We start from the raw sequence: 23228 nt of genomic DNA on the forward strand, positions 1-23228 counted from the left end.
ACTGCCCACTGCCTACTTTCTCTCCACTTCTCTCAAATTCTCCAATTTCTTGTTTCTCAAGAATCCATTGATGTCTTCGAAATGCTCTTTTACTCGCTTGTTTCCAAATTCAAATACTTTGGTGGCCAGTCCATCCAAGAAGTCCCGGTCATGAGAAACCAGAATCAAAGTGCCATCAAAGGCCTTCAGCGCATCCTTGATGATGTCTTTGGTCTTCATGTCCAAGTGGTTGGTCGGTTCATCAAGAATCAAAAGGTTGACGGGCTCAAGCAAAAGTTTGATCATCGCTAGACGTGTCTTTTCACCACCGGAAAGCACTTTGACCTTTTTGTTGATGTCATCTCCTTTAAACATGAAGGCACCCAAAATATCCTTGATTTTGGTTCGGATTTCACCCACCGCGATATAGTCTATGGTTTCGAAAATGGTCAGGCTCTCATCCAAAAGGGAAGCCTGATTTTGGGCGAAATAGCCAATCATGGCATTGTGACCCAGCTCACATTTTCCCTGAAAGTCAATCTCTCCCATGATGGCTTTGATCATGGTGGATTTTCCTTCTCCGTTTTTCCCTACAAAGGCTACTTTTTGCCCCTGCTCGATGGTCATGGAGGCGTCTTTGAAGACCACATGAGACCCATAGCTTTTACTCATTTCATCGACGATTACCGGATATTTTCCAGATCGCGGCGAGGGCGGAAAGCGAAGTTTCAAAGCGGAAGTATCCACCTCATCCACTTCGATGATTTCCATTTTCTCGAGCATTTTCACTCGAGACTGGACCTGAAGGGTCTTCGAGTAAGTTCCTTTGAAACGATCGATGAATTCTTGAATATCTGCGATTTGGCGCTGCTGCTCCTCGTAGTGTTTTTGTTGCTGTTCTCGTCTTTCTTTTCTTAGCTCAAGGTAATGGCTATACTTCGCTTTGTAGTCATAGATTCGACCCATGGTCACCTCGATCGTTCGAGTGGTAATGTTGTCCACGAAGGCACGGTCGTGGGAGATAACCACTACTGCTTTGGCTTTATTCATCAAAAAGTCCTCCAGCCATTGGATGGATTCGATATCCAGGTGATTGGTAGGCTCATCCAGTAGAATTAGATCGGGCTTTTGGAGCAAGATTTTGGCGAGCTCGATACGCATCCTCCAGCCTCCGGAAAACTCTGAAGTAGCCCGCTGAAAATCCTCACGAACAAAACCCAGACCCAGCAGTACTTTTTCCACCTCAGCTTCATAGTTGACCTCTTCGATGGCATAAAATTTCTCACTCAATTCGGAGACTTGTTCGATCAACTTGTAATACTCTTCGGATTCGTAATCCGTACGTACTGTCAATTCTTCATTGATTCGGTCAATTTCAGCCTTCATTCCCAAATAGCTTGCAAAAGCCTTGGACGTCTCTTCCATGACACTGCAATCATCCGCAGTCAAGAGATGCTGTGGAAGGTATGCGACAACATAGCCTTTGGGTGCGGCTACTGCACCAGAAGTAGGTTTGGTTTGACCAGCAATAATTTTGAGCAAAGTGGATTTCCCAGCTCCATTTTTACCCATCAAGGCGATTTTGTCGCTTTCGTTGATGTTGAAAGTGATGTTGCTGAAAAGCGGAGAACCGCCATGCATGACGGACACGTTATCTACTGAAATCATGAATCTTGGAATTGAAGGCGCAAAGGTAGGGATTTGAGGATTGAAAAATTGGAAGATTGGAAAATTAGTCCATGGACCGGAGTCGACAGTCCACCGAGGGATGCTTATTCTTAATTCGGTGGACTGTCGGCCGTTGTCTGTTGATCGCAAAAAAGTTACCTTCGCCCCATGCTTGTAATCGTCACCGGGGTCTCCGGTACAGGAAAAACCACGCTGGGGACTTTATTGGCCGAAAGGCTCAGACTTCCCTTTTTTGATGCCGATCATTTTCACCCTGCTGAAAACATCGCCAAAATGAGTGCTGGTCATCCCCTTAACGATGAGGACAGGCAGCCTTGGCTTCAGGCTTTGGCAGATCAATTGTTAAATTCGGAAACTAAGGGAGGAGCAGTTTTGGCTTGCTCCGCTTTGAAAAATACATACAGAGAAAAGCTTTCGGTATCAGAAAATCTACGCTGGATTCATTTGACCGGAGAAAGGGATTTGATCTGGGAGCGAATGTTGGCGCGAAGGAATCATTACATGAAGGCCGGCATGTTGGATTCCCAAATTGCTGTTTGGGAAAAACCTTTGGAGGGTTATTTATTGGATATTTCAGGGGCTCCGGAAGAGATGCTGGAGAATTCCCTTAACTACTTAAAATCTCAACCTATGAAAATGAAAATGGGAGTGATCGGAATGGGTGTGATGGGTAAAAGCCTTGCACTCAATTTGGCCGAAAAGGGCGTTCCTGTATCACTTTACAACCGATTTGTGGCAGGAAAAGAAGAAGGAATTGCTCAGAAAGTCGTAGATGAAAACCCGGAGTTTTCAAACATGCTTGCCTTCGAGGACTTGCAAAAGTTCGTGGATTCTTTAGAGAAACCCCGTCGCATTTTAATGATGATTCCTGCCGGCGCTGCTATTGATGCGCAGTTGGATACGTTGATTCCGATTTTGGATAAAGACGATCTGGTCATCGATGGGGGTAATTCCTTTTACAAAGATTCTGAAAGACGGGTGGATCGAATGAAGGAAGTCGACATGCACTTTTTGCCTATGGGAGTTTCCGGAGGAGAGGAAGGAGCGAGAAAAGGTCCGTCCATCATGCCGGGTGGAAATGCCGAAGGCTACGCCAAGGTGGAGGATTTCTTGGGAAGAATCTCTGCCAAAGATAAAGACGGAAAGCCTTGCGTGACCTATGTTGGCCCGGGAGGCTCAGGTCATTTCATCAAGATGGTACACAATTCCATTGAGTACGGGGAGATGCAGGTTTTGGCTGAATTGACGCATTTGTTGCGATTTGGATTTGGCCTGAGTGCAGAACAGGTTTCTGAAATTTTCTCTGATTGGGGAAAGGGAGAATTGAAATCCTTCCTGCTCGAGATCACTGCAAATTTGCTCCTTTTCAAGGAAAACGGAGAATTGCTATTAGATAAAATCCTGGATCAAGCCGGACAAAAGGGAACTGGTGCTTGGTCTTTGACAACCGCTTTGGAATATGGAATTCCTTATAGTCCACTGGCTGAAGCGGTGAATGCCCGCGGAGTTTCGGGAGAGAAAGCCATGCGAGTGGCATTTTCAAAGACTTTCCATCATGAATTCCAAAAAGTAGAAGGTTCCTTAGATTCCTGGCTTCCAAAAATCAAAGCAGCTTATTCTTTGGCCAGAATCATCAATCATGAAGTTGGTTTTAGACTTATGAAAACAGTTTCGGATACCAAGGATTGGAAATTGAACTTCAATGAAATCTCCAGAATCTGGACCAATGGATGTATTATCCGATCAGGCTTGATGGAAAATATTTCTTCCAACTATTCTGATGCCCATTCTTTCTTTGAAATGAAAGGCGTTAAGGAGCAGGTAATTTCAGGGAGAAAAGCCTTGGCGGAATTGGTTGGTTTGGGCTTGACTCATGGCTTTGCCTTACCTGTAATGAGTGCTGGAATCAATTACCTTCTAGGAAGAATCACCTCAGAGTCTTCCGCATCAGTGATTCAAGCACAGCGAGATTATTTTGGAGCACATACCTACCAGCGAAAAGACGATCCAAGCGGGAAGTTTTACCACACGCAATGGAATTCATAAATCAGAAGGGCTGGAATTTTCCAGTCCTTTTTTGTTTCTGACAGATGGCACAGATATCTACAGATTCATTTTCCGTGTAAATCTGTGTTATCTGTGAGCCTTTCTGACTTTGCCGAAAAACAAAAAATCCACCATCGGATTGGTTTCCAATTGGGAAAGGGCGAAATTAAGTTTTGCATTAACCACCAACGCTTATGAAACCTTTTAAAATCCTTCTCCTCCTCCTTTTGACCTGTACTTTTTTGGTTCCTTCAGAAGCACAGGAATTGGTCATCAATCATGTGAATATCATCACCATGCAGGATGATCAGGTCCTTGAGGATCATTCGATTTACGTCAAGGATGGAGTGATCATGGAAATTGCACCTGAGGATGAAATTACCGTTGCGGGTATTCGCTCATTGGATGGAAGAGGGATGTATATTTTCCCGGGATTGGCAGAATTTCATGCGCATCTTCCCAATCCAGAGCAATTCGGCCCCGTTTTTCAAGAGGAGGTTTTGTGGATGTATCTGGCTAACGGAGTGCTAAGGATCCGAAGTATGCTAGGCCATGAATCCCATTTGGAATTAAAGAAGCGAGTTGAGGCAGGAGAATTAACAGGTCCTCGAATGTTTATTTCAGGGCCATCGCTAAATGGAACTTCTGTAGCTGATCCTGATTCAGGTAGAAAAATGGTAAGGGATCAAAAAGCTGCTGGATATGATCATCTGAAACTTCATCCCGGTCTGGATGATCCTAAGTTTCTGGCGATAGCTGATGAAGCAAAAAAAGCCGGAATCTATTATGGAGGACATGTTTCTCTGGATGTGGGCTTGGTGACTTCGGTGAAAAATGGCTACCGTTCTGTCGAGCACATCGATGGGTTCTTGGAGGCAATGCTTCCGGATGGAACAACCATTGACCCGACAGTTTCAGGCCCATTCAATATGAATTTGGTGGGTCAGGTAGATCAAGCCAAACTTGATGCATTGATTCAACTTTGCTTGGAAAATAAAACCTGGATTGCGCCCACTCTGACTTTGTTTGAACGCTACTTTGGCTACCAACCTGCCTATGAATTGCGCCAGCAGCCTGAGATGTTTTACTTGCCGGGACAGCTGACCACGCAATGGTACAATACCAAATCCAAGTTGGAAGCGGATGGTGTTTTGGCGGAGGTTAAGGTCAAGCCTTACCTGGAATTCAGACAAAAACTTTTCCTTGACCTTCACAAAGCCGGTGTGCCGATGATCATGAGTTCGGATTCTCCGCAAGTCTTCAACGTTCCTGGATTTTCTATTCACAGAGAAATCGAGTCCATGTCAAAAGCCGGAATGTCGAATTATGAGATTTTGAAAACGGGTTCGGTGAACTGTGCAGATTATTTTGAGGAAAGTGGGGAATGGGGAGTCCTGAAGCCAGGTGCTGCTGCTGAATTTGTGATGGTACAGAAGAATCCTTTGGAAGATTTGACTACTATGCAAAAGCCTCAAGCGATCATGATTCAGGGAAAATTCATCCAAAGAGATGAGTTGCAATTGCAGTTGAATTTGATTCGGCAGAAGTACCTTAGGCAATAAATTTCGAGTTACGAAGTACGATTTACGAGGAGATTTTGAACTTCAATCTCTTTAAACCGGAATTGGACGTTCTCTAATTTTCCAATTTTAAAATCTTTCAATTTTGCAATAAACACCCCATGAAATACGCCTTAATCCTAGGCACAGCTGCTATCCTTTCACTAGCTTTTGCCTGCTCACAAAAACAAACCCAAGAACCTATTAAAGAAGAAATCAATCTTATGATCAAAGCAGAACAAGTGGCTGAACATAATGGAAAGCCAGTTTATCATTATGTCCTAGACAATGGCACCATGCAAGTAGAAATGTCCAACTATGGTGGATTGATTTCAAAAATTATAGCTCCCGATAAAAACGGGAATATGGAAAATATCACATTGACTTTGGATACGGTTGAAGAATACCTGACCAAGCCAAACCCATTCTTTGGAGCTACCGCCGGTAGGGTTGCGAATCGGATTGCCAATGCTGAGTTTACTCTGGATGGCACAAAATATACCTTGGCTAAAACCAATGGAGACAACCACCTTCATGGAGGAGTAGAAGGATTTAATAAGAAAGTTTGGGATGCAGAGACTTATTCGAGTGACTCAACCTTAGGAGTAAAAATGACCTATCTCAGTGTGGATGGAGAAGAAGGATATCCCGGCAATCTGCAAACTACACTTTGGATGGAGTTGACCACAGACAATACCTTGAGAATCCGTTTTGAAAGTACCACGGACAAAAAGACCATTCTCAACCTGACTAACCATACCTATTTTAACCTAGGGGGAATCAAGCGGGATATTCTGGATCATGAATTCCAATTTTGGGCAGATTATTATACTCCTGTAGATGAGGAATTGATCCCAACCGGGGAGGTGAAAGATGTGACAGGAACTCCTTTTGACTTCAGAACTCCAAAAATCCTAGGCGATCAAATTGCAGCTAATGTCGGCGGCTTTGACCACAATATGGTCATGAAGATGGAAAGAACACCGGAAATGAAGCACTTTGTACGGGTTAAGCATCCGGAATCCGGAAGGGTGATGGATATGTATTCCAATAATGCGGGGGTGCAGTTTTACACGGCAAATTTCTTGGCCAATTTTGCCGGAGCAGATGGCAAGACTTATGACAAGCACTGGGGATTCTGCCTCGAATCCCAAAATTGGCCTGATGCCATCAATCATGAAAACTTCCCAAGCCCGATCTTAAATCCCGGGGAGAAATACGAGCATAAGATTGAGTATAAGTTTTCGGTGGAGAAATAATATCTCATCCTCCTATTTATTCACTTTGAAGGGATGAATAGTTTGCTTCAAAATTCCCTTTGGCATTTCAGGATCATTCAATCCGGTTTTACTGGGCCATTCATCTCCTTTGTTCAAATAGGTCCCAAAGATCATGTCAATAAATGGAAAGTGGATGGCAAAATTCCTATCGTAGTATTCCGCTTCAGCTGAATGATGCCAATGATGGTATTGTGGTGTGACGAAGATGTATTTCAAAAAACCAAAATTTATTCGCGTATTGGAGTGTGCCAAAACTGCCTGAATGGATACCCAAACCAAGTATGTCAGAAATACAGCATTGCTAAACCCCAATACATAAATTGGGATAAAGGTGAAAGACCTGACTACAATCAGATCGATTAGGTGAATTCTTGATCCAGCCAGCCAATCGATTTCCTTTATCGAGTGATGTATGGCATGAAACCTCCAAAGAAAAGGGACTTTATGGAAAAGAAAATGAATGGTCCATTGAAAAAGGTCGGTGATGAAAAGGGCTAAAAATAATTGGAGCGGAAAGGCTATAGCAGAGATTTTACTTTGGATTTCAGCAATCGGCAAACCCGAAAAAGAAACTGCTGCAGGTGTTCGGATTATGATCCCAAGGATTTGAACCAATAAATGACTATAAATAAAATAAGCCAAATCTGTTCTCCATTCCGAGTGGAATTTGGTCTGGTCAAGACGCTTAGGAAGAAATAATTCAAGCGGAATAAAAATGGCTGAGGTAAAGAAAATGTCCAATACCAGCCAATCCAATCCGATGGTGAAAAGAGTTGAAACTTCTGAAGTTTGTCCCGGGAATAGGTAAAATAGAAGGATGGTGGACAATAGAAATCCCAATCCTATCGCTGCGATATCCGCTTTTTTACGAAGGATAAAACTGGATAAGGCAAAACCAATTCCCAATACCAAAAGAGAAAGGATAAATGCTTCCACAAATCCTTCAGTGTACAAATGACGAAATTCTGAAGTCGTTAAAACATTGGGGAAATACAGGCAGACGGTAAACAAAAAGGAACAAACTCCAATAAAAATGGATAAATATCCGCTGATCTTTCCTTCTCCAATTTTTAACCTTGCATTCTCTGTTTTGAAATCCATGTCAGCTTACTCTTCTATAGAAATGCCTTCTATCCTTCTCGCTTTATCAAGGCTTATTCTTTCTCAATCTAGAGAAATACTAAAGGAAATAAGAATTTGAATTAAAGTGAACTTGGACTGATTGTATTCAAGCCTCTTGAAAAGCCAAATTCAATTTTAGCAAGATAAATTCTGCTGGCTTGACTAAGGCCATTCCGATTTCTATAATTCCTTTTCCTTCTAAAATATCCTGAGAAGTCATGGTTTGCCCTAATCCCATTCGGACAAAAAAAGCCTGATCGGGTTTGATTCCCTGAAAAGCTCCACTTCTCCAAAGGTAGGTCAGAAAATTTTCTACCATTGCTCGTATTCTAGCCCAAGTATTGGCATCATTAGGTTCGAAGACGAAAGAGTTCAGGCTTGAGTGTATGGATTCTCTGACCATCAAATAGGTTCTTTTGACGGGGATATACCTCCATTCATTGTCATTGCCTGCAAGCGTCCTGGCACCCCAAACCAGAAGGCCTTTTCCCTGAAAATGTCGGATGGAATTTATGGATTTTCCTGAAGTAGAATCAACATTTAGATCTTGCTGCTGATTTGTGGAAATAGAAACACATGGCTTTTCAAATCCATTTAGGGCTACATTTGCAGGAGCTTTCCAAACTCCTCGAGTTAAATCCACTCTGGAAAATACTCCGGCTATCGCACCCGAAATAGGGGAGGGCTTTAGGATTTTACCCATCGCTTTAAGGATATGCTTATAGGTAGGACTGGTATTCAACAAGCCCAAATGCAGATCCTTTTCGATTGATAAATTGGAATTCAAAACCTCCAGTGCATTCTCTTCTAATAGAATTTCTGAAAGCTTAATCTGAGGGTCAAGATTGGAAAAATTCAAGGAAAGTTGGTTTTCAGGTCGATCCAACCAAGGGTAATAAGCAGATCCTAGACTAAGGTTTGAATTTCCAATTCCATTTCGGAATTCATTAATACAATCTCCTCTTGGATTCATTTCTTCAAATCCATTGTGAAGATCAAAAATCGAGAACCGATTTCCATGTTCATGACAATGTTTGAGCATTTCCTGATACACCTCGGTGCTCTGGCTGCCCAATGCCACCGCATCCGGAATCACCAAAATGCTGGGTTCCCGAAGGTCCATTAATGCTTTTAATCCTTTTGGGCTTGAATTCCTCGAAGAAGTAATTCCCAAAAGTCCCTCTTTTGAAATTGGCACTTGATCCTTTTCCCCATAAGTTCCTACAGAAACCACATAGCAGGCCTTTCCTCCATTAGAAAAGAAATCCGAAACAGCCCGAAAAAGGTAAGCTCTTTGGTTAGGTTTAAGTTGGAGGCTAAAGTCCTGATTTCCGATTCTGATAGGGCTGGGATCTTGAGGGATTTTGGGAACCAGAAGAAATTTGGAAATATAATCCCCACCGAAATAGTCTTGGAATTCTAAAAAGGAATGAACCTTTGTGGGTTGGTTGAGTAAGGATCTCCCATTTTTTTCTGCTTTTTCAGTATACCCGACAAAGGCTGGAATAGCCGTTTCAACTTGGGCTACAGAAGGAGGGAAAGAGCTGATTTCCTCTACATATACATCTGGAGTTTTATAGATTTTGGACATTTGATGGAGTAGGGAAGAATGAGCAAAAGACCTTAATATAAGGTTAAATATCCCAGTGAAAAAGTCTTTGTTTAATTGATCCTAAATGGTAATGTTTTCCTAATAATGAACCTCCTTGGAAGGTTTTGTCATTTTTAGTCGCCAATTCAAAAAAACCTGATTAGGTATGAAAAAATTACAAGCTAGCCTTTAATTGGAAGTTTTCCCCGATCGCCCGGATTACTTTTAAAATGGTTTCAAATTGAGGTTTGGAGTCTGGGGAAAGGGCTTTGTACAGGCTTGGACGGCTGAGTCCGGTTTGTTCAGCAATGCGGGACATTCCTATCGCCTTTGCCACATGGCCAAGAGCAACGATGATTTCTTGGGCATTTCCTTCTTCGAGTACAGTATTCAGGTATTCCTGAACCATCTCCTCATCATCGAGGTACTCGGCAATGTCAAATTTTGTGGTATCCATTTAGTTTTCTTTGTATTGATTCCAGAGAGCTTTTGCTTTTTTGATGTCGGATTCCTGTGAACTCTTATCCCCACCCACAAGTAAGAGTATGATTTTTTCTCCCTGTCTCCGAAAGTAAATTCTGTAACCCGGACCATAATGGATCCGAAATTCTTCGATTCCTTCGCCGACGGAAGAGACATCTCCTAAGTTCCCTGCTTCTACTCGTTGTAGCCTCAAGAGGATTTTAGCTTTGGCTTTCCTGTCATTCAGTTTTTTAAGCCACTTGTCGAATTCTGAGGTTTTCTCCAGAAGAAACATACGTAAATGTAATCACTTGGATACAGGATTAAAAGTTCTTTTTGGATTTCATAATCTTGGATTGTTTCACTCACTCAAGACTTTCACTGATAGTAAGCTTCCAATCTCATTTGCTGAACGCTTTCCTAGGTTATTCATTTCGCTTACTGAATTCTGATTATTGATATGTACACCCTTTAATCCAATGAGTTTAATTGATCTTCCCTTTTTCATTATAAGGTAGATTGAGTTCTTAATTGAGTCTGGGTTTTTTATAAAACCATTAGAGTTTAAAATTCCTTTGACTAATTCTTTCCTCACCAAAACGAAGCTCACATCTTTAATCTGAATTTTTGATTTTTTGAATAAAAAATTGAGTACAACAGTTCCAGTTTGGTGATTGACGGTTAATGTCCTGAAATTTAGAGCAGCAAGTTCGATAAATGTGCCCACCAACAATAGACCAAAAAATCCTGGAACACTAACCAGAATATTTGTTGTCAAGGAATAGCTTTCTTTCCAACTTATGTAAGTAAGAACAATCATACTAATCCCGAGAACTAATAAAAAAAAATCAAAGAGAGATAAAGGAAAACTGAAGTTAACTTTTGATTTCCCATTACCCAACCGTTCTATTTTTATGATTTTTTTCAATTTAGTTGGTTATAATCAATTATTTATTTTGCATAATCCTTCCTAAATGACTTGAAATATTTAATGGATTTCTGATAAAATAAACCAGCATTATTATTTCATAGCTGCGTTCAGTACCTAATACTTTTCCAATTAACCAAAAAGAGCATTAACAATTTCCTGCACCTCCTCAAATCCCTGATAGGCACAAATCACCGCTTCAAAATCTTCCAGTTTTCCTAAATGCTTTAGCGCCAGTGGATTTCCAAAATGAATCAAAATGCAAGACTTGGTTTTCGCCAATTCTTGGATTTCATCCAGCACAGCTTGATCCATCCCAAATTGATTCAAGGGCTTATGACTTGGGACAAAAACGGCTAAAATCACTTTATCTGCCTGTTCGACTGGAGAAAAATCCAGCTTAAGTTGCTGGGAAAAAACACTTGGGTTTTGAGTGAAATATTCCCGGTATCCCAGTTTTTCGACTTTTGCTAAAGCCTTGAGTTCTGCTTGATTGATCTCTCCAGAAATCACTGAAACGTAGTTTTCTGCCAATTCAATTTGCAGTTGGGAATGACTTTCCCAATCGAAAGAAGGAACTCGAATAGGCTTAAAGTCCATCACGCCCAAGCGCTTCTTCAAATCCATGATTTTTTCAAAAACCGCATCCACTTCCTCCTCTGATGCATTTTGGGAAATTTTCTCAATTCCCTCTTTCACATGATCTGAAAAGCAAAGGATGTCATTGCCGGCATGAAATGCCTCCCTTTCCAGCATTCCTGGCTCGGGAAAATGCTTGGCCACTGCTTTCATATTCAGCGCATCAGAGATTACGAGCCCTTTAAAACCCATTTCCCCCTTGAGCAAATCGGTGATCAGTTCGCGGCTTATGCTTGCCGGAATTTCCTTTCCCCCAGTCAGTGCAGGCACAGCCAAGTGTCCCACCATGATCATTTCCACACCCCGATCGATTCCATATTGGAAAGGGAGAAGTTCCTCTACTTGTAGTTGGGCTTTGGATTTGTGCAAAATGGGTAAGCCCAAATGAGAATCAGTTTCCGTATCTCCATGGCCCGGAAAGTGCTTCAAGCATGCTCCGATTCCTGCCCTTTTCATCCCTGAATAGGCAGCAAAGGAAAGTTTGGCTACTTTTTTAGCATTATCACCGAAAGACCGATAGCCTATCACCGGGTTGTTTGGATTGGTGTTGACATCGGCACAAGGAGCAAGATTGAGGTGAATTCCGGAACGCTTCATGTCTTTTCCCATTCGAAAACCAACTTCCTCCACCCATTTTTCAGCATCTTTTTTCAAAGCTCCCAAGGTAATCGCAAAAGGATATTGAGGCGTTTTTTCAATTCGCATGGCCAAGCCGTATTCCCCATCGATGCTGATGAGGAGAGGAATTTTGGAAATTGCTTGGTAACGGTTGATCAGCCCGATCATTTTTTCAAAAGTCCCACTGACATCCAGCACCTCAGCCCGCTTTTCAAAGTTGGCTGCGGCGGAATGCCTGCTATGGAAAAAAGTCAGCCCTCCGATTTCCTGCTCCCGAATTAGCGTTTCGATGGCTTGGTAGTTTTTCTCCGTGTCGTGAATAAACGCCGCAGGCGAGAAGCATTGGGCTATTTTTTGGGATTTCTGCATTGGAAAATTAGATGGTTGTAAGGTTGGAGGTGGTAAAGTAACGTCAACTCATTTCACCACCTCGTAAATCGTAATTCGTAACTCGTAAATCAAGAAGCTTTTTTCCCAAATTCCCTCGGATACTTAGCCAAATAAGCCATCGCGAATCCAGGAATCGTAGCGATCACTACCCAGACGAAGAAACCCGGATAACCCAACCACTGCTGCATGTAGCCACTGAGCATGCCGGGTAGCATCATTCCCATAGCCATAAACCCAGTTGCCAAGGCATAATGGGCAGTTTTAAATGCTCCTTCTGCCAAGAAAATCAGGAAGATCATATAGGCAGCAAAGCCAAAGCCGTAGCCAAACTGCTCAATAGTAACCACCGTAGCGGCAAAGGTGATTGAATCTGGCTGTTGCCAAGAAAGGAGAATATAGCCAATGTTTGGGGCGTTGATCGCAAAGGCCATCGGCATCATCCAACGGCCTAAGCCATCTCTGGAGATCGCGATACCGCCTAGGATTCCTCCCAATAGCAGAGCAATTACGCCAAGAGTACCATAAATAAATCCGACTTCAGTAGTACTCAAGCCCAAACCACCATCCACTCTTTCATCCAAGAAAAATGGAGAGGCCATCTTTACCAATTGGGATTCTCCCAATCGATAAAGCAGGACGAAACCTAAGGAGAGGCCGATATTTTTCTTGGTAAAAAAGGTTGTAAATACCTTCCCAAAGCTAGGTTGGTCTTCCTTTGCCACTCGCTCCTCGACCACTTGGGGAGTAGCCAGATAATTAAAGCCTGTAAGGAGAAGCATGAGTCCACTAACTCCGATCATAGTCCAGGACCAAGCCTGGGTAGGATCTCCAAATTTTTCTTCCAGAAACCCAGCTAGGATGACGATCAGTCCTTGTCCGGTGATCATCCCAACCCGGTAAAAGGTACTTCTCAATCCAACAAAAAAGCTTTGCTCCCCCGGGTCTAAGGCAATGAGGTAAAGTCCATCCGAAGCAATGTCATTGGTAGCTGAGGCGAATGCACCCATCCAGAAAAAAGCTAAAGTCACAACAAAGAACTGATCCAATCCAGTCGTTAACCCAACTCCCAAAAAGACCAGTGAAAGGATGAGTTGCATGCTGAGAAACCATTTTTTCTTATTGCCAAAAAGCTCCAAAATCGGGCTCCAGATGGGTTTGATCACCCATGGCAAGTAAAGAAAGGAGGTGTATAAACCAATATCGGCATTGGATATGCCTAAGTTTTTGTACATGATCACAGAGACCGTAATGATGACCACGTAGGGCATGGACTCGGTGAGGTAAAGCGAGGGTACCCAGACCCAAGGGGATTTGGTTTTGTTTTGGGTCATGGTTTACGAAGTAGATTTTGGTAAATGCTGCGCTCGGAACCTTCGATTACTTTGGCTCCCACGGTTTTTTCATAAAATTCAATCGGTCCCACACCTCCGATGATGGCATAGGCATAGCCCATTTCTTTGAGAGACTCCAGGGCTTTGATCAGGAGAATTTTCCCGATTCCTTTTCCCCTTTCAGATTCTTTGGTGCCAGTAGGTCCAAAGAAATTCCGTGCGGTGCTTTCATAGCAAGCAAAGCCCAGAACCTCATTTCCGCGTTGGGCGATCCAGCAAGAGACAGGCTGCCGGGAGAAAGCCACTTCCACCTCAGATTTCCAATAGGCTCCAAATTGCTCGTTGACCCATTCTGTAAGCAGGTGCTTTTCTGGGGCGATAGCTTTACGAATGACGATGTTTTCTTTTTCCAGAAGCTTGGCTTCAAGAGCCCAGGTTTCTGGCAGTTCCATCAGTCTTACGAGCATGTCTTTCATGGGCGGGTGGATTTTGGGGTTTGAAATACCTGAGTCTGAACAATCCGGCCATAATGGTCAATCCATCGGATAGCTAGAAATTCAGTGTTTAAACTTGGCACTTCTAAATATCGCACTCTTGATCCACCTACCCAAGCGGTGTGGATGGTAGCGTCATGTAGGGTATTCAAGTCATTTCCTCCCTGAACCATCGCAAAGCGAATCGCCGGATCAAGTGGTTTTTCCAAGCTGATCTGGGTTTTCTGCGTGTCAGTTTTCACATCAAAAACTACAGGAATCTCTATGATTGCTGGACTTTTGGGTTGGAAAGAAGGGGGAAGAGTGGGTTCGTTGTACACCTCTTTTTTCAGCAAATCGGCGATGTCCCTATTTTTCTGATAAATGGATTTGGCAGAAAAATAGGCGTTTCCGTGAATCTGAGGCAGGGTTCGAGTGTAGTTGACTTGGGTGTTGATTTCTCCCGGATTTTTCCAGGCGGCATCCGAATCTTCCCGGATTTTGTATGGGCCATTCCCGATGTAGACGTTGACTCCATAGCTGTTATTGGACCACCAATCAGCTAATTTGCGATAGGAAGCCAAAGGATGTTCCATGCTCCAATAGAGCTGGGGAATTAGGTAGTCTATCCAGCCATTTTTCATCCAAAGCAAGACGTCGGCAAAAAGGTCATCGTAATTGGTTTGTCCTGCACGGGTTGGAGAGCCTTTTGGATCCTTGTCCTGATTTCTCCAGACTCCGAAAGGGGAAATTCCAAACTGAACCCAAGGCTTTTTGCTTTTGATAGTTTGGTTAAGGGCAAAGATTAACTCATTCACATTTTGCCTTCTCCAATCGTCCCGGCTTTGGCCCGGCTTTTTGTATTTGTCAAAGGAGGCCTTGTCTGGAAATTCCAGCTTGGGTTCCCGATAAGGATAAAAATAATCGTCGAAGTGGATGGCATCGATATCGTAATTGTCTACTATTTCACCGATCACATTGAGCAGATGAGTTTTTACCTCCGGCAAACCCGGATCATAGTACCACTTGGTGCCATACTTCAGCATCCAATTTCTATGGGTATAAAAGTCATGTTCTTTGCTCAGCTCTTCGGTTTTCAAATCCATGGTGGCCCGGTAAGGATTCAGCCAGGCATGAAATTCAAGTCCACGGTCATGGGTTTCCTTGATCATCCAAGTCAAAGGATTTTCAGAAGTGGAGGGCGCTTTTCCTTGTTGCCCTGTGAGATATTTGGACCAAGGGGCATAGCGGCTGGGATAAAATGCATCACCAGAAGTCCGAACCTGAACGATAACTGCGTTAAAATTCAGGTTTTTGTAATAATCCAAAAGGTCCGTAAACTCCTTTTTTTGGGTTTCCCAGGAAGCTGTGGAGGAGATTGGCCAATCGATATTCGCTACCGTAGCGATCCAAACTCCCCTGAATTCCCTGGGGATATCTGGCAATCTGTAGCTCAAAGGCTTTAAAGCTACTGGAGGTTGAGGAAGAGTTTTGGTTGGTAAAGTTTCTCCTGTTTTTGGGGCTCCTGTTACCGCACCATTAGGTTTGGAGGTAGGAGTTGAGGAAGGTTTTTGCGACTTGCAACTGGCTAAAAAAAGTAAGCAATACAGGGTCCAAAGAACCCATCTGGAGTTAAAACGCATGGAAATTTAAAGCTTGGGTACAGGTTTAAGGTTGAGGTCGGAAAGGTTTTTTCTCAATTTGTTCATGAATTCATCCCCCGGATCTGTTTTGACAGTTCTGTAATTCGGGTCAGTTTCTTTCCAAAGATCTGTGCCCTGAAAGTTTTGGTATTCGTGGTGTCCGATCACGTAGTCGATGGGATATTTTCTTTTTAAATGACGAATAAGTTGTTCGTTTGCTTTGAGTTGGGCTTTGGTTAAAGGCATATCATCGCTGCCGATATTTTCAATCCCAATTGCTAAATAATTCAAGCCAATAACATGCCGAGCGAAGGTGGTATCGGGCAAAAGTCTAAAAATTGTCCCGTCCCGATCAATCAAAAACTGACTGGATACATTCAAATTACTTGCTCCAGTCAAATCCGCACGTCCTCCCAAAGTTGAAGGATTGAATACATCAAAAGTGACTTCAATGGTGCTGATTGCTGTCCAATGAACCACCACCATCTGTGGATCAATAGAAGCAGTCGTCTTGCTTAACCCATGCCTGTCTTTGAGGTATTGAAGGGAAAGTTGTTCCCGTTCCGCATTCCAGGTAATTGGTTTGTCGATGATCCTGAAAGTAGCTTTGGGACTACAGGAAAATATAGCTAGGGCAAAAACTCCAAGTAAGATTTTGGGAAATAGACACTTCATAGTTCTGGGGTAGGAAAGACAGTATTCTTTGCACTAAACTAGCCAGAAAAAGGGAGGGAATCAGAGAAATCAAGCCAAAAATTAATCCCCGGGCCTATAGATTCTCTTGGCAGATTTAAGGACGGTTTCCTTATCCAAGCTCATCGGCTTAAGTTTCCGATTGAGAAAATATTCCATTTGGTCAGAATAGTGAGGACTTTCTGGTCGATTGCTTGCACCGTAGACATTTATGGTTTCTATCTCCGGCAGTCCATCTCCAAACTTTACCATCATGATATAGGATTCTCCCTGAGCCCCTTTTCGCATTCCGTTTTCCCATGGAGTAGAGCGCATCGCTGCGATTACATCGTCAATTCCCCAGAGGGGTAGGGCTTTATCTCCTCTTACCAATTTTTGATATTCTCCAAGGGGCACCAAAGACTTTCCAAAGTGTGTTTCAAAATGAGTTTTAGCAGCCTGAATTCCCTGAATAGCCTCTTCCTCGGTCAAAACGGTTTCAAAGCTTCTGCCGGTTTTGGCAAATTCATCCCACCAATAGTAATAGATAAAGGCAAATAGAGCCGCGCCTTCACTTTCCACTCCTGCTGATTTATCCCAAGTAGCCAGGGTTTTAATCTGTTCAGAAAGTTCTGGGTATTTCAAAGTGACCAATTGGAACAAAACCTCCATATCCGTTCGGAAATCAAGTTTTTTAGGTAAGGTCTGGTCAAATTTGATCCGCTTGAATTCTTCATAGCTTATCCTTCCAGTGTCCGGCATCAATTCCCGGAATCTCATGGAGCGGTTATTGTCCCGGAGGATATACCCCATCTCTGTGGGATAATCTTCAGGATGAAGATTGTCGGTATAGGAACTTGCCTTGAAAGGGGAATGATTAGTGTTGAATAGATAGCCTGAAGGGGGATTCACCTGCTGAGGTAGTTCTGAAAATGTATGAAATTCCGTCCAAAGCGTCTTTTTCGTATTTCCTGGGACAGTTCCTGAATAGTCAAAACCTGGAGATCGCTTCGGCAAAAGTCCATTGCTCACATAGAAAATCGTATCATAACGATCTGCATAGACCGTGTTGAAATTGGTGAGCTGCATGGTGTTCATTGCTGATTCCCATTCGGCGAAATTCTTTGCCTTGTTCATTCTCCACCATTGTTCTGGAGCACCTACTCGTTGCAAAGCCCCAAAACGTATGGAAAAAGCGCCTTGCTCCGTGACCAATGTTGGCCCATAAATGCTTTTCCAAACTTTTTTGGGAACTGGTAAAGTGATCCAATCCCAAAGTCTCACCTTTAGCCAGACATACTTGGATTCCAGTTCCAGCCACTCCCCATCGACTAGATATTCGTCCTCATCTTCCGGATTCATTTCGAGTTGGTATAGGTCCAAAAAGTCAGGAAAATTCACCGTATGCGCCCAGCCCAGATGTTCATTTACGCCGTGGAAAATCATCGATCCTCCAGGGAACAATCCTCCCAGGATATTCCATCCCTCTTCAGATTGCAAATGCGCTTCATACCAGGCCACTGGTCCCTCGAGTGGCTGATGGGAATTGATGGCGAGGAAAGTTTTCCCAGAATCCGTTCTGGAGGAATGAATTGCTATTGCATTTGAACCTTTAGGATTGGAATCCATAGGGATCAAATCAACCTTCCCGTTTACAATTTGCTGAACAGCTCGATCAGCTCCGGACATTTGCGCGAGCGAAAGAATATAGGCGGAAAGAATCTCTTTGGGATTGATGGGGAAAGCCGGGCCATATAGGACTTCTTCAGGATGAGCCAAGGCGTAATCGTTTAAGCCAGCAGCGTATCCTTCAAGGACTTTTTTGAATTCCGGAGAAAAGGTGGTTTCATATTTTTCCTTGGCGATTTCCTTGGTTTCGAGTAAATGGACAAAAAAATCAACTCCCGCTCCTTGCTCCCCAAACACCCTTCCTGCCAATGCTTTTCCAGCTAAGACAGTTTTTTGAATAGTTTCAAAGTCATCTTCCGCATGAGCCCAAGCCAAGCCATAGGCTACATCAGCGTCCTTTTTTCCAAAAATATGAGGCACTCCAAATTCATCTCTTGCGATTTCGATTTGTGTGGTGTCCCAGCCTGAGGGTTTCAATACTCTTTGGCAGGAAAAGAAAAGCAGGATAATTAAGGCAAAAGGAAAAGACTTTTTCATCAGAGGCGACTATAATTTCAAAATATAAGAGGAGCTAAAGGATTAACCAAGTTTTGTAGGTTTCCTCTTTTTTTAAACAGCGAAAGCCGACTTTCGTCGGCTTTCTGGGGGTGATCAACCACTTTTCTCCTTTTTAAGAATCTAGCAATTGAATTATCTGAACTCATAATCCACTCCACTCACCTGAGTCAGCAAGGTGGCCGGAGCATCGAGCGCTACGGCAGAATTGGGTGGTGTTGGGGTGACAGGAGAGTTTTCCGCTAAGTAATTTTTTACTGCCTGGTGAAGGGTGTATTCTGTGTTTTCTGTATCCATCACTCCTCTGAATCGGCAAAGCATATCATCCGGGTCTCCATCTCTTTCGCAAGCGCATATTTTGTAAACCCGATTTGGGTCTAAAGGCTGTCCATGGACTAAGGCTGATTGCACTCTTTTCCCTTCTTCTCCGAAAGCATTGAACTTAACCTCCATTCCACGGAATTTGATGACCCATCCTCCAAATCGCTTCGATGCATCCGCTGCGAATACATTATTCAATTCTTTTTCCAGCCAGTTTTTGATTTGTTCGCCGTTGACTTTACCTGTTCTGATGGTGCTGTCTACTGGAAGCATATCGAAAATATATCCATTCGTGATGGGGATATTTCCGGTTTGGTCTGGAGTAGATCTTGGTGGACAAAATCTAAACCCGTTGGAAAGCACTATATCCACTTCAGGTACTTGCCAATTGATGGCATCAAGTATCATGGTGTCGATTGGGTTTTCGATCACAAAATAGCGGTAAAGCGGTACTGTGCTGTATCCTGCAATCTGGTAAATGTCCTCTTGGAAAGGCTGCTCATTTTGAGCAATCAATTCGGTCATCTTTTTGTCGGGAGCATTTCTTACCGCATCAACTTCCAAAAGGTCATATCGGTCACTGACCACTTTTCCGTTTTCGATTTTCAATTCCAGTTTTCCTACAAAAGAGCCAAAAGCTCCGGGCTCCACTACTTTGGCATACTTAGATTGAATGGGTTTTCTGACCCGCTCGTGGGTATCTCCGCCCAGAATGTAGTCCACACCTTCGCAGGCTGGAAGGTTGGCCAAATGCAGCTGCTGGGATAGACCCAGATGGGCAATAATGGCCACAAAAGCACATTTTTCCTGATTTCTCAGCACATCCACGTAGTGAGCCAGGTTTTCTTCAGGTTTGGTATAGATGATTCCTTTGCTGTAGTTGGGGGATTGTCGGATGGGCACCAAATGGTCGGTATAACCCAAGAACCCGATTTTTACTCCATTGACAGTCCAGATGTGGTAAGGAGGGAAAATGAGTTCACCCTTTTTTCCATCACCCAGATCATGGTACATATTGGCGCATACTTTTGGAGCATAAAGAGATCCAAGAAGATGCTGCATGGCTTTTTTGTAGTAGATCACTTCCCAATTGCCCGGGAGATACAGGTCATAGCCCATTTCATTAAGCAGGGGCACCATGGCCTCGCCGGTGGTTTTAACGGATAGTTCCGAACCCTGAAACATATCCCCAGTATCAATCAGAAAACTGTGTTCACTTTCCTTGCGGAGTTTCTCCACAAAAGTCTTCATGTGAGCATATCCCCCAGTCTTCCGAAATACAGATTTTCCATTTTCCCAAAACAACTCATCATGGGGATGAATCTGGCAGTGGACATCTGTGGTTTGTAATATGGAAACTGTAAAAGAGGAGGGGATTTCTTTGGGAGATTTTTCAGTCTTAGCGGAGGCAGAAGCTATTCCGGCAAGTCCGGTGGTAGCTCCCAAAGCACTCAACTGAGCGATGAATTTTCTTCTTGAGGATTTCATGAATTGGTAATTCAGGGCTTATGTAAAGGATTTTGTGATTTCCGATTAAGGGAATATTTCCCCAAAATCTTTCGAAAAATAGAGTTTAAGCCTTCAAAAATTTGGTGACAGGTGTCACAAAGGCAAAAAAAGGACCCCAGACAACTGAGACCCTCTATCCAAGGTCAAATCAAAAGATCAAAAATCAATTGGCAGCGGTAAACTTTACAACTTCATTCTTCATAGCTGGGATGGTTTGAAGATAAGCATAGATAGCCTTTAGATCCTCGTCTTTCATTCCTGCATACATGGTCCAAGGCATGATGGAGTTGAATTCGCCGGGATTGACTTTTGACAAGACATAGGTGGAATCGGTGTATTGTTTAAAACGCTGAATGAACATCTCTTCTGTCCAGTTTCCAATCCCGGTTTCCGGGTCAGGAGTAATATTGGAGCTGGTTACCAACGAGCCATCGGGGAAAGGAAAATCTCTTCCCCCAGAAAATGCAAATTCATGATTAATTACCCCCTGAGGAGTCATTCGTGTATGACACTCAATGCACCCGGAAGCATTCACCAAATAGCCTCCGTAGGTAATCTGATCTTTAGGATCAGGTTTGGTCACCATCTCTGCATTTTGGGGCATAGTTCTCAGAATCAGGTTTACAGGAAAATCTGCCTCAGAGTCTGGGATTTCGGTTTCCACGGACGGGATGGAGCGGATATAGGCGATGATGTCATAAATGTCCTCCGGATCCATTTTTCCATAATACATATAAGGCATCAGCGGAAACATGGCCCGGCCATCATTGGTGACTCCTGTAGTGATCAACCGGTATAGTTCACCATCGGTGTAGTCTGAAATTCCAAAAGGGGTGATGTTTTTGGCATAAAAAACACCCGGCAATCCCATACTGTGGTCAAATCGGTCGCCCCCTGCACCCAAGGTTCCGAGAGTTGGAGGTCCGGAGAAAAGGGAAAAGTCACGCTTGGAATGACAATCCATGCAAACAGCTACGTGATTGGCTAGGTAAGACCCCCGCTCGATCCGGTCTGGAGTGTATTCGATGGCGAGTTCTGGCGCCGGGTCTACTTTTGGGAAGGCTAACTGAAGAAAGGCTACCCCGCAGAGTAATAGTAAAACAATAGCCCCAAGAAGGTAGGCTGTAATTTTCAAAATTTTATTCATAGTGCTTAAAGGTTGGGTATCAAAAAGTTAGAATTATAATTTTTGAATTGAGGAATCACTGGTGAAAAATTTTGAATAATAGCTGAATAGTTATTTTTTTTCTTGGATTGATTCAATTCATCCAAATTCCCTATTGCAATCTGAAAAACAGATTGGAATTTTTCTTCCTCTGTGAGAAAAGACTTTCTATTTTCACTGCCAACAAACCATCAATCCAATGAATAAGCTCCTTCTAGTTGTATTTCTGATCCTATCCATACCTGCAATGGGTCAGCAAAATGAGGTATTGAGTAAGCTGGACTCCAAAGCAGACTTTTACGGAGATATAGCCAGACAGATCTGGGCCAATCCTGAATTGGGCTACCTGGAGACCAATAGCTCCGCTTTGCTTCAAAAAACCCTAAGCGATGCAGGATTCAAGATAGAGGCAGGAGTAGCCGACATTCCCACTGCTTTTGTGGCGGAATACGGTTCTGGAAAACCTGTTATTGGTATTATGGCGGAATTTGATGCCCTGCCTGGTGTATCTCAAAAAGCTGTTCCTTTCCGTGAACCGGTAGTGGAAGGTGGGGCAGGACACGCTTGTGGACACCATCTTTTCGGGGCAGCTTCTGTGGCAGCTGGCATTACTGTGATGGAGTGGATGAAAGCCAATCAAATCTCGGGTACTATCCGAGTGTATGGAACTCCTGCAGAAGAAGGCGGAGGCGGAAAAGTCTATATGGCCAGAGCAGGCCTTATCTCAGATGTAGATGCGATGCTTCACTGGCACCCCAGCTCTCAGAATGCGGCAGGAGCCACCTCTTCTTTGGCCAATATCTCCACCAAATTCAGATTCTATGGTGAAGCTTCCCATGCTGCTGCTGCTCCTGAGCGAGGGAAATCTGCCTTGGATGCAGTCGAATCCATGAATTTTATGGTCAATCTGATGCGTGAGCACGTACCTATGGAGACCCGGATGCATTATGTCATCACCCGTGGAGGCGAGGCACCAAACGTGGTACCTGCTTTTGCTGAGTCCTATCATTACGTAAGGCATCCCGATGCTCAGGTGGTGAAAGAGATTTTTGACCGAATGGTCAAAGCGGCCGAAGGAGCTGCTTTGGGTACGCAGACCCGAATGGAGTATGAGATCATCAATGGAGTTTACAACCTTCTTCCCAATGAGACCTTGGCCCGAATCATGCATAAAAATCTGGAACTTGTGGGCGGCGTAACTTACACTCCCGAAGAAAGAAATTTTGCAGAGGACATCATCAAGACTTTTCCCTCAGGGGTAAAAGCCTTTCCTGACGATGCCACCAAAATTGCTCCCTTTGTGGTCGAGGAAAAAGGAGGCGGAGGCTCCACTGATGTGGGTGATATCAGCTGGCTGGTACCTACTGTAGGATTGGGTGCTGCGACTTGGGTACCTGGCACGTCGGCACATACTTGGCAGGCTGTAGCCGCAGGAGGGATGAGCATCGGTCAAAAAGGGATGCTTGTTGCCGCAAAAACCCTCACGCTGACAGCTATGGATATTTTCCAAAATCCCTCAGTGACCCAAACAGCTCTAAAGGAGCTCAATCGCAGGAGAGGTGCTGATTTCACCTACAAGGCACTGGTAGGAGATCGAAATGCACCTTTGGATTACAGAAAATAAGCT

Annotated in this window: 18 protein-coding genes; 4 read left to right on the forward strand and 14 right to left on the reverse strand. The window is 43.5% G+C overall.

The features are described from left to right. Positions 1-12: 12 nt before the first annotated feature. Entirely contained in the window at positions 13-1647 is a 1635-nt protein-coding gene (locus AAA942_RS18205) for an ABC-F family ATP-binding cassette domain-containing protein (RefSeq protein WP_338221729.1), read from the reverse strand. Positions 1648-1815: 168 nt separating this feature from the next. Here AAA942_RS18205 and gndA point away from each other — a divergent pair, with 168 nt between their 5' ends. The 3 genes from gndA to AAA942_RS18220 all read left to right on the forward strand — a co-directional run bounded on the left by gndA (position 1816) and on the right by AAA942_RS18220 (position 6532). After that, a complete protein-coding gene (gene gndA / locus AAA942_RS18210) occupies positions 1816-3714 on the forward strand; it encodes an NADP-dependent phosphogluconate dehydrogenase (protein WP_338221730.1) in 1899 nt (632 codons plus the stop codon). Between the two features lie 194 nt (positions 3715-3908). Next, entirely contained in the window at positions 3909-5276 is a 1368-nt protein-coding gene (locus tag AAA942_RS18215) for an amidohydrolase family protein (RefSeq protein ID WP_338221731.1), read from the forward strand. A 119-nt stretch (positions 5277-5395) separates the two neighbouring features. Next, positions 5396-6532 carry an aldose epimerase family protein gene (locus AAA942_RS18220; RefSeq protein ID WP_338221732.1) on the forward strand — a complete coding sequence of 379 codons (1137 nt, stop codon included), beginning with the start codon at positions 5396-5398 and terminating at the stop codon, positions 6530-6532. 12 nt (positions 6533-6544) lie between these two features. Here the strand turns inward: AAA942_RS18220 and AAA942_RS18225 are convergent, their stop codons facing one another. The 13 genes from AAA942_RS18225 to AAA942_RS18285 form a co-directional block, all read right to left on the reverse strand. Next, positions 6545-7654, reverse strand: coding sequence for a sterol desaturase family protein (locus AAA942_RS18225; protein WP_338221733.1), 1110 nt, complete (start codon positions 7652-7654; stop codon positions 6545-6547). A 127-nt stretch (positions 7655-7781) separates the two neighbouring features. Continuing rightward, entirely contained in the window at positions 7782-9266 is a 1485-nt protein-coding gene (locus AAA942_RS18230) for a phage tail sheath family protein (protein WP_338221734.1), read from the reverse strand. 175 nt (positions 9267-9441) lie between these two features. Beyond that, the gene (locus AAA942_RS18235; protein ID WP_133556189.1) at positions 9442-9723 is read right to left on the reverse strand and encodes an addiction module antidote protein; all 282 of its coding nucleotides are present in this window, start codon (positions 9721-9723) and stop codon (positions 9442-9444) included. Next, positions 9724-10023: a type II toxin-antitoxin system RelE/ParE family toxin gene (locus AAA942_RS18240; protein ID WP_338221735.1), complete on the reverse strand. Its 300-nt coding sequence runs from the start codon at positions 10021-10023 to the stop codon at positions 9724-9726. Positions 10024-10089: 66 nt separating this feature from the next. Beyond that, positions 10090-10656, reverse strand: a complete 567-nt coding sequence (locus AAA942_RS18245) for a hypothetical protein (protein ID WP_338221736.1) — start codon at positions 10654-10656, stop codon at positions 10090-10092. A 132-nt stretch (positions 10657-10788) separates the two neighbouring features. Beyond that, positions 10789-12282, reverse strand: a complete 1494-nt coding sequence (locus tag AAA942_RS18250) for a glycoside hydrolase family 3 protein (protein WP_338221737.1) — start codon at positions 12280-12282, stop codon at positions 10789-10791. A gap of 89 nt (positions 12283-12371) precedes the next feature. Next, positions 12372-13634, reverse strand: coding sequence for an MFS transporter (locus AAA942_RS18255; protein ID WP_338221738.1), 1263 nt, complete (start codon positions 13632-13634; stop codon positions 12372-12374). Continuing rightward, a complete protein-coding gene (locus tag AAA942_RS18260; protein WP_338221739.1) occupies positions 13631-14110 on the reverse strand; it encodes a GNAT family N-acetyltransferase in 480 nt (159 codons plus the stop codon). The genes AAA942_RS18255 and AAA942_RS18260 overlap by 4 nt, the downstream gene beginning before the upstream one ends. After that, positions 14107-15564, reverse strand: coding sequence for a glycoside hydrolase family 10 protein (locus tag AAA942_RS18265; protein ID WP_338221740.1), 1458 nt, complete (start codon positions 15562-15564; stop codon positions 14107-14109). Before AAA942_RS18265 ends, AAA942_RS18260 begins: the two co-directional genes overlap by 4 nt. 192 nt (positions 15565-15756) lie before the next feature. Next, positions 15757-16425: an N-acetylmuramoyl-L-alanine amidase gene (locus AAA942_RS18270; RefSeq protein WP_338221742.1), complete on the reverse strand. Its 669-nt coding sequence runs from the start codon at positions 16423-16425 to the stop codon at positions 15757-15759. Positions 16426-16506: 81 nt separating this feature from the next. After that, a complete protein-coding gene (locus AAA942_RS18275; RefSeq protein ID WP_338221743.1) occupies positions 16507-18588 on the reverse strand; it encodes an acylase in 2082 nt (693 codons plus the stop codon). A gap of 153 nt (positions 18589-18741) precedes the next feature. Further along, positions 18742-20415, reverse strand: coding sequence for a bifunctional metallophosphatase/5'-nucleotidase (locus AAA942_RS18280; protein ID WP_338221744.1), 1674 nt, complete (start codon positions 20413-20415; stop codon positions 18742-18744). Between the two features lie 184 nt (positions 20416-20599). Then, positions 20600-21583 (reverse strand): c-type cytochrome, encoded by a 984-nt coding sequence (locus tag AAA942_RS18285; protein WP_338221745.1) that lies wholly within the window; start codon positions 21581-21583, stop codon positions 20600-20602. Positions 21584-21800: 217 nt separating this feature from the next. Between AAA942_RS18285 and AAA942_RS18290 the strand changes: the two genes are divergently transcribed. After that, entirely contained in the window at positions 21801-23225 is a 1425-nt protein-coding gene (locus AAA942_RS18290) for an amidohydrolase (RefSeq protein WP_338221746.1), read from the forward strand. Positions 23226-23228: the final 3 nt, after the last annotated feature.

The organism is Algoriphagus sp. oki45, from assembly GCF_036245605.1.
In the GTDB taxonomy this organism is placed as follows: domain Bacteria; phylum Bacteroidota; class Bacteroidia; order Cytophagales; family Cyclobacteriaceae; genus Algoriphagus.